General features: G+C 46.0%; 12 protein-coding genes and 1 tRNA gene. 9 read left to right on the top strand and 4 right to left on the bottom strand.

Annotated features, from left to right (window positions below):
- Positions 1–129: 129 nt before the first annotated feature.
- The gene (locus tag RMO79_RS03745; protein WP_310481716.1) at positions 130–360 is read left to right on the top strand and encodes a hypothetical protein; all 231 of its coding nucleotides are present in this window, start codon (positions 130–132) and stop codon (positions 358–360) included.
- A 124-nt stretch (positions 361–484) separates the two neighbouring features.
- On the opposite strand, the gene RMO79_RS03740 is transcribed toward RMO79_RS03745, so the two are convergent.
- Both RMO79_RS03740 and RMO79_RS03735 read right to left on the bottom strand, forming a co-directional pair.
- Complete coding sequence (locus tag RMO79_RS03740) at positions 485–1,072, bottom strand: ParA family protein (RefSeq protein ID WP_310481715.1); 588 nt, start codon at positions 1,070–1,072, stop codon at positions 485–487.
- Positions 1,073–1,193: 121 nt separating this feature from the next.
- A tRNA-Ser gene (locus tag RMO79_RS03735) sits at positions 1,194–1,280 on the bottom strand.
- Positions 1,281–1,526: 246 nt separating this feature from the next.
- Between RMO79_RS03735 and RMO79_RS03730 the strand changes: the two genes are divergently transcribed.
- The 5 genes from RMO79_RS03730 to RMO79_RS03710 all read left to right on the top strand — a co-directional run bounded on the left by RMO79_RS03730 (position 1,527) and on the right by RMO79_RS03710 (position 6,026).
- Positions 1,527–2,432: an ABC transporter permease gene (locus RMO79_RS03730; RefSeq protein ID WP_310481714.1), complete on the top strand. Its 906-nt coding sequence runs from the start codon at positions 1,527–1,529 to the stop codon at positions 2,430–2,432.
- A 115-nt stretch (positions 2,433–2,547) separates the two neighbouring features.
- Positions 2,548–3,444 carry an ROK family protein gene (locus RMO79_RS03725; RefSeq protein ID WP_310481713.1) on the top strand — a complete coding sequence of 299 codons (897 nt, stop codon included), beginning with the start codon at positions 2,548–2,550 and terminating at the stop codon, positions 3,442–3,444.
- A gap of 166 nt (positions 3,445–3,610) precedes the next feature.
- The gene (locus tag RMO79_RS03720; RefSeq protein ID WP_310481712.1) at positions 3,611–4,315 is read left to right on the top strand and encodes a uracil-DNA glycosylase; all 705 of its coding nucleotides are present in this window, start codon (positions 3,611–3,613) and stop codon (positions 4,313–4,315) included.
- Between the two features lie 66 nt (positions 4,316–4,381).
- Positions 4,382–4,636, top strand: coding sequence for a hypothetical protein (locus tag RMO79_RS03715; RefSeq protein WP_310481711.1), 255 nt, complete (start codon positions 4,382–4,384; stop codon positions 4,634–4,636).
- 181 nt (positions 4,637–4,817) lie between these two features.
- On the top strand, positions 4,818–6,026 hold the full coding sequence (locus RMO79_RS03710) for an MltA domain-containing protein (protein WP_310481710.1): 1,209 nt from the start codon (positions 4,818–4,820) through the stop codon (positions 6,024–6,026).
- Positions 6,027–6,140: 114 nt separating this feature from the next.
- Here the strand turns inward: RMO79_RS03710 and RMO79_RS03705 are convergent, their stop codons facing one another.
- Entirely contained in the window at positions 6,141–8,723 is a 2,583-nt protein-coding gene (locus tag RMO79_RS03705; protein WP_310481709.1) for a M1 family metallopeptidase, read from the bottom strand.
- Positions 8,724–8,773: 50 nt separating this feature from the next.
- On the opposite strand from RMO79_RS03705, the gene RMO79_RS03700 reads away from it, so the two are divergent.
- Genes RMO79_RS03700 through RMO79_RS03690 form a run of 3 tightly spaced genes read left to right on the top strand, consistent with a single transcriptional unit; the run spans position 8,774 to position 9,600 of the window.
- A complete protein-coding gene (locus tag RMO79_RS03700) occupies positions 8,774–9,097 on the top strand; it encodes a DUF433 domain-containing protein (protein WP_310481708.1) in 324 nt (107 codons plus the stop codon).
- A gap of 30 nt (positions 9,098–9,127) precedes the next feature.
- On the top strand, positions 9,128–9,382 hold the full coding sequence (locus RMO79_RS03695; RefSeq protein ID WP_310481707.1) for a type II toxin-antitoxin system HicA family toxin: 255 nt from the start codon (positions 9,128–9,130) through the stop codon (positions 9,380–9,382).
- Positions 9,382–9,600, top strand: a complete 219-nt coding sequence (locus tag RMO79_RS03690) for a type II toxin-antitoxin system HicB family antitoxin (RefSeq protein ID WP_310481706.1) — start codon at positions 9,382–9,384, stop codon at positions 9,598–9,600. The genes RMO79_RS03695 and RMO79_RS03690 overlap by 1 nt, the downstream gene beginning before the upstream one ends.
- Positions 9,601–9,626: 26 nt before the next feature.
- Here RMO79_RS03690 and RMO79_RS03685 read toward each other — a convergent pair.
- The coding region (locus tag RMO79_RS03685; protein ID WP_310481705.1) for a hypothetical protein at positions 9,627–9,858 on the bottom strand (232 nt) is incomplete at its 5' end.

Here is a 9,858-nt window from a genome sequence, read left to right as displayed (position 1 = left end):
CTGCGCTACTTATTCTAGACTACATTATGCGATCGCGAGTGTCGATCGACTTACTGAGATATCAAGCGAAGTGCAAAAATTTTTGGCATAATTGTTGAGATATATTAAAAATCTGCTCAAAAGGTGCCAATGCTGGGTCAATTTAAGTCTTTTCGACGCAATCCCTTGCGCTGGCTGAAGCGTCGTTATTTCCGCTGGCTAGCATTGAGTTATTGGAGCTATCGCTGGCTCGTCAGTGGCGGTACGGATCGACAATTCGCACAGATTCAGATCTGGCGAATTACGGTGGGTTTCGATTTAGCGGCGTGGCTGCTGGCGATCGAAGATTCGGTCAAACCAGAATACTGGGGGATGATGTAACCCGCGACTGAAGTGCGGGCTACAGGCTCAAGTCCACTGAAGTGGACTGTCAAGTTTTTAGTCCACTTCAGTGGACTTTCTTAGTTAGCCTGGGGATTCATCCCCAGGTGGTGCTAAAATCTAGTTAACCTAATACTTCCTTCCCGACAGCTTGATATTTAGACCAGCCAAATTGAGCGCGAGGATCGCTACAATCTTTGATGATGATACCGCGACTCGACGATCGCTCGAAGGCGACTAGCAGGGGAATATCGGTCTTAAATAGGGGCACTTTTGCCTCTTCTAAAATCGCTCTGGCTTCTCGTCCGGTTTTAGTACGGGAGTCTACTTGGGTGAGTAAAACTTTATATTTAGCACCCCAGCCTTCGAGTAATTCGGTGCTTTTAATGGTGGTGTCAATATCGAGATGATTGGGAGTAGTCGGGACGATGAGCAAATCGCTACTGGCTACTAAATCTTTTAGCTCGTCTTGTTCGGGACGGGCTTGGGTATCGGTAATAATGTGAGTGTACTTACCGATAATCGCGGTTGCAGCCGCTTGAGAAGCTACGGTAAATGGTAGCTTATCTTCGCGCGACCATACTAATGCAGAACGATTGCGATCGGCATCAATTAGTAATGTTGGGGCTTTTTCTTGCAGATATGCTGCTAGATGGATTGAGGTGGTTGTCTTGCCGACACCACCTTTGAGTGCGGTAATGGTAATAATCATCGGCTAGGTGAGGAATAATCCTAATTGCTAGCCCTACTGTAAAATGTCGCGGCCACCTTTTACCGACCCCTTAATATAAATTAGGGGTCGATCGGGCACAAGTACAACTATTTTTAAACTACGGAGAGGAGAGGATTCGAACCTCCGTTAGGTGTAACCCTAAAACTGATTTCGAGTCAGCCACCATCAACCACTCGGACACCTCTCCATGTCGGTCGATATGTATTGTACACTATTTTTGCGCTAGCTAGCCATTAGTGGATAGTGGATAGTGAATAGTGAATGGATTTTGGAATAATCCGCAGATCCCAGTCCCCCAGTCTCCCAGTCCCCCCGTCTCCCAGTCTCCCCATCTCCCAGTCCCCCCACTCAAAATCGATCGACCCCGATCGCATTTAGCGGACTGAATGCCTTATAGTAATTGAACCGTTCCCCGATCGCTGCAAGTGTGCTTATGGCTGTTAGTAAAATTTCCAATGGCTTACTCAAACAATTATTTGACAAACGGCGCGATCGACTTTCCTCGCAATTGCTAGGATTGGGACTGATATTGACGGTAAGTTTTGTCGCGATCGCAATCTTTGCACCATTATTGCAGGCGATCGGGTTATTACAAGATCCGCAAGATTTATTAGGTGCGGCGAATCCACCTTATAACCCCATCAATCAGGCTCCATCTTGGGAACATTGGTTTGGGACGAGTCGTGAAGGATACGATGTCTTTTCGCGGACGCTGTTTGGCACCCAGGCGGCTCTACAAGTGGTGATTTTAGCAACTTTGATTAGTTTGACGATCGGGGTGCCGTTAGGCATGATTAGCGGCTATTTAGGGGGCAATCTCGATCGCGTGCTGTTGTTTGTGATGGATACGATTTACACGTTGCCAGGATTGTTATTATCGGTGACGTTAGCGTTTATCGTGGGTAAAGGGATTTTTAATGCTGCGATCGCATTGAGTATTTCTTATATTCCGCAGTATTTTCGGGTGGTGCGAAATCAGACAGCCAGTTTGAAGATGCAAATGTTCGTCGAAGCGGCGCAGGCGTTGGGTGCCTCTACTTCCCACGTATTGAAAAAATATCTATTTGCAAATGTGGTGCAGAGCGTTCCCGTTTTATTCACGCTCAATGCTGCCGATGCCATTTTAGTCTTGGGTGGGTTGGGTTTTCTCGGTTTGGGTTTGCCAGATGAAATCGCTGAATGGGGACACGATCTCAAGCAAGCTTTACCCGCTCTCTCGACGGGGATTTGGTGGACGACACTATTTCCAGGTTTGGCACTAACGCTGATGGTAACTGGTTTATCTTTATTAGGCGAAGGCTTGAGCGAGTTGATTAATCCCAGGGAAAGAGGGCGGTGATAGGGTGTGGGGAGTGTGGGATGTTTGGGGAGAATAGATAAATCCACAATCCAAAACTTGTACTGAGCGTAGTTGTAGCGTAGCGTCTCCATAAGGAGAAGTATCCAAAATCCAAATGACAGAAGTAATCGGGATCGATCTTGGCGGTACGGCAATTAAATTAGGCAGATTTACCCAGCAGGGGACTTGTCTTCAATCGCTGTCGGTGCCGACACCACAGCCAGCGTATCCCGATGCAACGATCGAGACGATGGTTTATGCGATCGAGAAATTAGCACCAGGGATGGCTAATATTAGCGCGATCGGGGTCGCTACGCCAGGGCCAGCGGATGCAGCGGGACGGGTGGCGAAGATTGCGATTAATTTGGAAGGATGGATCGATATCCCAGTGGCGACGCTGATTCAGTCTCGTACTGGCGTGCTGACAGTAATCGGCAATGATGGTAACTGTGCGGGATTGGGCGAACATTGGCTGGGTGCGGGCAAAAATTATCGCAATTGGGTTTTACTAACTTTAGGTACTGGTGTCGGTGGAGCGGTATTTCTCAATGGGGAATTATTTACGGGACATGCGGGGAGTGCGGGGGAACTGGGTTCGATCTCGATGGATCCGAACGGACATGCGTGTAATAGTGGGAATAATGGTTCGCTAGAGCAGTTTTTATCTAGGCAAGCAATTTACCGCTCGACAGGTAAAGAGCCGCAAGAGTTGGGCGAGTTAGCAGCCGCAGGCGATCGAGATGCGTTAGAATTTTGGGATGATTACGGTCGAAATTTAGGGATTGGTTTGGCAACTATTCTCTATATCCTGACTCCAGAAGTCGCCATTATTGGCGGGGGTATCAGTGCTAGTGCGAAATACTTTCTCTCCGCAGCCAAACGGGAGATCGAGCAGCGCGTAGTGTCAACTTCTCGTCCCGGATTCGAGTTAATCGAGGCGACTTTGGGCAATCGAGCCGGAATTACTGGTGCGGCTAAGTTGGCATGGGATATGTTAGCACGTAAAAAATAAAGCGTTGGAGTCAGCAACCATCATTATGAAAATTGAGATTGGTGATGATAGTTTTTAAAAATAAAACCGCTGGAATCCGCATTCTATCGTCAACAACCTGACAGCGATTCTCCAGGAGAGCGGGCTTTCCGCCAACGATGCACTTTCTACTTTCCACTGACTCACCATGTCTCCAGAATCTCAATTAAACCTCTTCGGTCAAATCGATGTCGAGCCGCCTGTAGAATCTTTACCAGCTAATCAGTTCGAGCTGATTCCTACTAGTGCTAATATGCCGATCGCACCCGGTACTTATGATAATCTAGGTCAACTTGCCAGTCATTGTCAGGTTTGCCATCGGTGTGAATTAGGCGATACGCGGATTAATGCAGTTGTCGGCAGAGGTAACGAACGCGCGCCGATCTTGATTGTTGGGGAAGGGCCAGGGCAAAATGAAGACGAACAAGGTTTACCATTTGTCGGTCGATCGGGTCAATTGCTCGAAAAGATTTTAGCAGCGGTTAAACTAACGATCGAACGGGACGTGTATATCTGTAATGTCGTCCGCTGTCGTCCTCCCGACAACCGCGTCCCCACCCCGGCTGAAGTGGCGGCGTGCAAGCCATATTTACTCGAACAAATTCGGATCGTAGATCCTAAAATTATTCTGCTTACAGGTGCTACGGCGGTAAAAGCCATTACTGGCAAAAAAGACGGTATTACCAAAATTCGCGGTACTTGGATTGAATGGGAAGGCAGATGGTGTATGCCAATTTTTCACCCTGCCTATTTATTACGAAACCCCGCACCCGATGTGGGTAAGCCTAAGTGGTTGATGTGGCAAGATATTCAAGCGATTCGCGCTAAATTAGCTGAGATTGGAGCCGAGTAGATCGCAATTTTCGATCGAGAATTGGGCATATTCAGAGTAATTAAGTCTCATCACAGGCGATCGAATATGGCTAAAGTAGCGACCGAATATGCAGTACATCTGCTACTATCAGGCGGTCATCGAGAAGAAATCCGCTTCCCCAACGCTCAAGATTTTCAGAAATGGTATAGTAATGAGCTGATGCCCAAATCTGGTTCTAGAGACTTTATCAATCTACCCATGAAAAATGTTCAGGGCGAATACCTGTTGGTACGTCCAGAATGTGTAGAAGCAATTCGAGTCGAACCTGTATTTGCATCGAGTATCGATCGGGATTATTAGGCTTTAGGCTTTAGGGTTCGGATACTGTTGGAAAGTTTCGACTATTTGTGCCTTTTATCTACCTGAAGACGATCTAAACCGTCGGGAAATAAAGGCGCGCGCGAACCGTAAAATCCAAAATCCAAAATCGGATCGACGGGTAGTGGAAACACGATCTCCCTAACTCGCGTCAAAGAGTGCCATGTCCGAGCATCACCTTACTAATTACTTCATGATTAAAACACTGGCATTACTCTCATTGAATCTAGGTATTGCGCTAGGATTCAACCAGCAAGCACCCATCAGGTTAACTGCTGAACCCACCGCCAATACCCGATCCGATCGGGGTACCACCATTTACAATGAAGAGGCTTCGCTGGGGTTTGACGAACAACTGTGGGGTAAATCGGGTGATAAACTGGCAATGGTCAAATCGATCGATAACAGCCTGCGTTATTTAGATACACCTGCTGCCATCAAAGCATATCAAAATTATGCCGTTCAAGGCATCAGTCGCGATCGCGTGCGGCGTTCCCTCGTCAGATTTCGGCAGTTGGTAAATACCAGCCGTTCGGCAGGCGAACTCCAAGCGGCTGTAAAAAAAGAATTTGTCTTCTATCAATCGATCGGTAAAGATAATAAAGGTACCGTCAAATTTACTGGCTACTACGAACCGATTTATCAAGCCAGTCGCCAGCAAACAGCCGAATTTAAATATCCACTTTACAAATTACCTGCCAACTTTAGTAGTTGGAAAGACCCTCAGCCCGAACGTCTCATGCTAGAGGGCGCAGATGGCTTACAAGGCAGCAAAAGTTCGCTCGCCGGGAATGAGATATTTTGGATGCGCGATCGATTTGAAGCGATTCTAGTACAGATTCAGGGTTCTGCCGAATTTAATCTTACTGATGGTACCAAAACAACAGTCGGCTTTGCTGGCGGTACGAATTTTGCTTACAGCAGCATTGGCAAAGAACTAGCTAAAGATGGTAAAGTCACGCCCAGTCAACTCACACTCCCTGGCATCATCCGTTATTTCCAAGACAATCCTCAAGAATTAGACGTTTATATTCCCCGGTATAAACGATTTATTTTTATGAAAGAAACCTTTAATGGTCAACCGATGGGGAGTATTAATGTGCCAGTGACAGCCGATCGATCGATCGCCACCGATAAATCAATGATGCCACCTGGAGCATTAGCTCTGGTGTATACCGAATTACCATACGCTAGTGGTAGTTCGATCCAACAAAAATTGGTGAGTCGTTATGTCTTAGATCAAGACACTGGTAGCGCGATTACTGGCCCCGGACGTGTAGACTATTTTATGGGTAAGGGTAAAGTTGCTGGCGATCGCGCGGGGGTGACAGGCGGTCCCGGACAGCTCTATTATTTATTATTAAAAAGCTAAAATCTATTTGATAACACGAGCATAAATCCTTAAAATTAGGTAGGGGTAATTCATCAAGTACCTCTACCTAATTCTGGCGTTGCTGAATTGCGCTATCAGAAAGTGTGTGGATAACTATTTGCTCTTAGCTTCCAGATTTTCCAAGCGACTTTTTAATTCTTGATTGGTTTTTTTGACTTCTTCTAGCTCCTCACGTAATTGTTTTACCGCTCCATCCGTACCGATTTTCTTCTGAACTTTTTGCACGCCTTCATCAGCCATCCGTTTGACGCGTCCGTCGGGACTGTGAGCGGCTAAACTTTGTAATACCCCGATCGCTTTAACGGTTTCCATCTGACTCAAACCACCAACGATGGCGACTTGAGTCAGGAAAAATGACTCGCGGGCGAGTTCGGAGAATTTCTCGACAATAGTATTCAGATTTAGCTCGGATTGACCGTTAGAAATCGCTCCAAGGGCACGAATTGAGGTCAAACGCAGCGGTTGAGGTATCCCCGGTTTGACGTATTCTAAAACGGTGTTTAGGGCGGTTTCAGAATCGGTCATTTTGCTCAAACCGCCGATCGCACCCGCACGGACGATTTCATTCCAGCCAGAGCGAGTATTGAGTACTTCTGTGAGCAGGTTAATTGCTTCTTCCTGCTTGTCTTTGAGGCTGGCGGTAGTCATTCCTCCGAGAGCGCGACAGGCGGCGGCTTCGACGTAGTAGCTTTCATCGCCTGCTTCGACGAGCTGTTTGACTGCGGCGTAGGTTTCTGGCGTTTTAATTTTACCCAATTCATCGACGATCGCGCGACGGACGAAGGCATCTTCATCGCCGATTTTGGCGACTAGATTAGTGACGGCGAGATCGAGTTTAATTGTCGCTAATTGTTGAGCAGCTTCAAGTCGGACAGCCCAGAATTCTTCATTGGCAAGGCATTCAGTTAAAGCATTGACGGCTTCGAGGTTGCCTTTTTTGGCGATCGCTTCTGTGGCATAGATCCGCGAAATCGGGTCTGGGTCTGACTTGAGCTGGGCTTTTAGTTCAGGCAAAGGGTATTCGAGGGTGACGGTTTTTAAATAGTTATTACCGACATCAAAACTGATGAAATCAGGTTTAGTTTCGAGGGGAAAATAGAGGACTTGTTCTTTTTCATAGACGCGAATTTTGGTGACTTTAACATCGGCAACGCCATCTTTAACATAACCAAATCCAATCGGGATTTTGAGGTCGAACAAATCATTTGTGAGGGTATGTACGCCCTCTTTGGCTTGAGTTTGAGTAACTGTAAGTTTGGCTAAATTACTATCGCTGTCCCAACTATAGGCGACCTTATAATCTGGATGTCCACCGCGATAGACATATTGATCGAAGAGGAAGGCTAAATTGCGTCCGGTTGCTTTATCGATCGCGCGCAAGACATCGATCGTTTCGACAGTTTTGTGAGCGTTATCGCGGACGAAGGTATGCACGAATCGATCGAATAATTCATCGCCCAATTCTGCCCGAATCATGTGATAGACACAAGCACCCTTTTCATATAGATGTCGATCGTATAGTTCGATTGCTTCTCGATAGATATTGGTCACGATCGGACGGCGATAACGATCGCTATCTTCACTTAAATAACTCCGCGCTTCGCCGAGTAAATAATAAGCTGCTTCGTCTTTGTCATACTCATATTCCGTCCACAATACCTCACAGTATGAAGCCATCCCCTCTTTAATCCAAGCGTGCGACCAGTGTTTAATTACCACCAGATCGCCGAACCATTGGTGAGCCAGTTCGTGAGCGACTAAACTCTCGGTATTAAAGTTATCTAAAGATGCACGTTTGTCCAGCAAACAACGATCCATTAATAACGTTGTCGAAGTATTTTCCATCCCACCAAAGATGAAATCAGCAACACAAACTTGGGCATATTTAGGGAAAGGATAAGGATAACCAAACTTCTCGCTAAAGAACTCAATCATCCGAGGAGTTTTTCCCATACTCAGTTTTGCCGATTCTTCCAGTCCTTTTTCGACATAATAAGTGACGGGCTTACCATTCCAACTATCGGCTATTTCACTAAACCTGCCTACCGCTATTGTCATCAAATATGTCGGGTGAATCTCCTTCTGCATCCACTGATAAACGCGATCTTCACCGAACATAGTTTGCTCGACTAATTCACCATTAGAAATCGCCATAAAATCTTTCGGCACCTGTACCCGAATTGCCGAAGTTGCCAGTTGTCCGGGATAATCAAAACAGGGAAACCAAAACCGCGAATCTTCATCTTCGCCCTGCGTCCATACTTGGGTAGGTTTATCGGGATAATGTTCGTCGGGATGAATAAAATACATCCCGCGCTGTGGGTTTTCTACGCCATAATAAATAACTAAATCTAAGATTTTGCCAGCAATAACATTAACCTTCACAGGAATATGCAACAATTCCCCATCATAATTAAACGCGCAATCGGTACCGTCAATTTCAACTCGATCGATCTTCAGATCCACCGCATCGAGCGTCAATGACTCGATCTCATTCCGCACTGGATTGAGTCGAATCGCACAAGTACCATGAAAACTAGAATTGGGAATGTCTAGCACCAAATCTAGTGCAATATGCTCGACCTGTCCGGGTCGATCGGGATTATAATGAGGGCGCGAGCCAGGTAGTTGGAAGGATTTGTGTCCGTTGCTCTCATCGAGATGGCTGTAGGGCATAATAGAATCAATAATCCTCTAGTTTGGATATCTAAGGCTTATCTTAAATTATGACGCTCAAAGACTTAGAATCCCAATTACTAGCGTTGACTCCCGCCGAAAAAGAGCATGTCATCCAATTATTGACGCACAGCTTGGTAAGTCCCCAGCCGGAGATTGCCAAACCGCCAGAAATTAGCGACGGGGAAGCCTACATCGCTAATACCCAAATTGCCATCTGGGAGCTTGTCAACGCCCAGGATCTCGGCTGTAGTGACAGAGATCTCCTTCAGATGTATCCCCAGCTTACACAGAGCGATTTAGACACCGCCTGGGAATATGCAGACGCTCATCCTCAAGAGATTATGCTAGCTCTACAGGCGATCGATGAATGATCTCTGGTTTTTAAAAACGGATCGTAGCATATGGGCAAAAGAGAAAAAATAATTGAAAGGCTGACAAATAGCCCTCAGAATGCCACTTTTACCGATCTTCGTAACTTACTAGAATATGAAGGATTTTATCTCGATCGAGTTACAGGCAGTCACCATATTTTCAAATATGCAGAAACAACTTTTGTAATTCCTGTTCATAATAATCGAGTCAAAGCGATCTATGTTCGCAAAGTTTTAGAATTAATCGAATCAGCAGATCCAGAACTAGACGAGGAAGACGACTAATGCAGTATCCAATTGTAATTTATCCCTGCGAAGAAGGCGGCTATGTTGCCGAAATTCCAGCGTTGAAAGGCTGCTTGGCACAAGGCGAAACCATAGAAGAAGTTCTTTGCGAGTTGAAAATTGTTGCCGATCTCTGGTTAGAGACAGCCGAGAAATATGGGCAGAAATTACCCGATGTGGCGGGATCGATCGAGAAGATGAAAGCCTTGAGTAATTAGCGATCGAGACTTACTTTGCGTGAAATCTAAATGATGGGTAATACTCCCTTCCCGCCAGAAAAATATAGATAATACTTCCGCCCCATTGGGAGCATCCCAATCATGCGGTTGGTACAGTTGTATGTGCAATAGAAGACATACTCAGTCAGAATAAGGAGGTAAGAGAGAGTTAGAATTATGACATCTAAAGAAAAGTACGAACTGAAAAAGCATCTTAAAGCCGCAGCAGCAATTATATAGGCGAATACACCAATCGAG

The organism is Chamaesiphon sp. VAR_48_metabat_403 (assembly GCF_031422475.1).
GTDB lineage: Bacteria > Cyanobacteriota > Cyanobacteriia > Cyanobacteriales > Chamaesiphonaceae > Chamaesiphon.
Note: the sequence above shows the minus strand (reverse complement) of the source record. Positions and strands in the feature narration are given on the sequence as shown.

Coding starts and splice junctions, on each gene's coding strand:
- RMO79_RS03710 (WP_310481710.1), top strand. CDS start 4,818: ATGTCCGAGCATCACCTTACTAATTACTTCATGATTAAAACACTGGCA.
- RMO79_RS03700 (WP_310481708.1), top strand. CDS start 8,774: ATGACGCTCAAAGACTTAGAATCCCAATTACTAGCGTTGACTCCCGCC.
- RMO79_RS03705 (WP_310481709.1), bottom strand. CDS start 8,723: ATGCCCTACAGCCATCTCGATGAGAGCAACGGACACAAATCCTTCCAA.
- RMO79_RS03715 (WP_310481711.1), top strand. CDS start 4,382: ATGGCTAAAGTAGCGACCGAATATGCAGTACATCTGCTACTATCAGGC.
- RMO79_RS03740 (WP_310481715.1), bottom strand. CDS start 1,072: ATGATTATTACCATTACCGCACTCAAAGGTGGTGTCGGCAAGACAACC.
- RMO79_RS03730 (WP_310481714.1), top strand. CDS start 1,527: ATGGCTGTTAGTAAAATTTCCAATGGCTTACTCAAACAATTATTTGAC.
- RMO79_RS03695 (WP_310481707.1), top strand. CDS start 9,128: ATGGGCAAAAGAGAAAAAATAATTGAAAGGCTGACAAATAGCCCTCAG.
- RMO79_RS03690 (WP_310481706.1), top strand. CDS start 9,382: ATGCAGTATCCAATTGTAATTTATCCCTGCGAAGAAGGCGGCTATGTT.
- RMO79_RS03745 (WP_310481716.1), top strand. CDS start 130: ATGCTGGGTCAATTTAAGTCTTTTCGACGCAATCCCTTGCGCTGGCTG.
- RMO79_RS03720 (WP_310481712.1), top strand. CDS start 3,611: ATGTCTCCAGAATCTCAATTAAACCTCTTCGGTCAAATCGATGTCGAG.
- RMO79_RS03725 (WP_310481713.1), top strand. CDS start 2,548: ATGACAGAAGTAATCGGGATCGATCTTGGCGGTACGGCAATTAAATTA.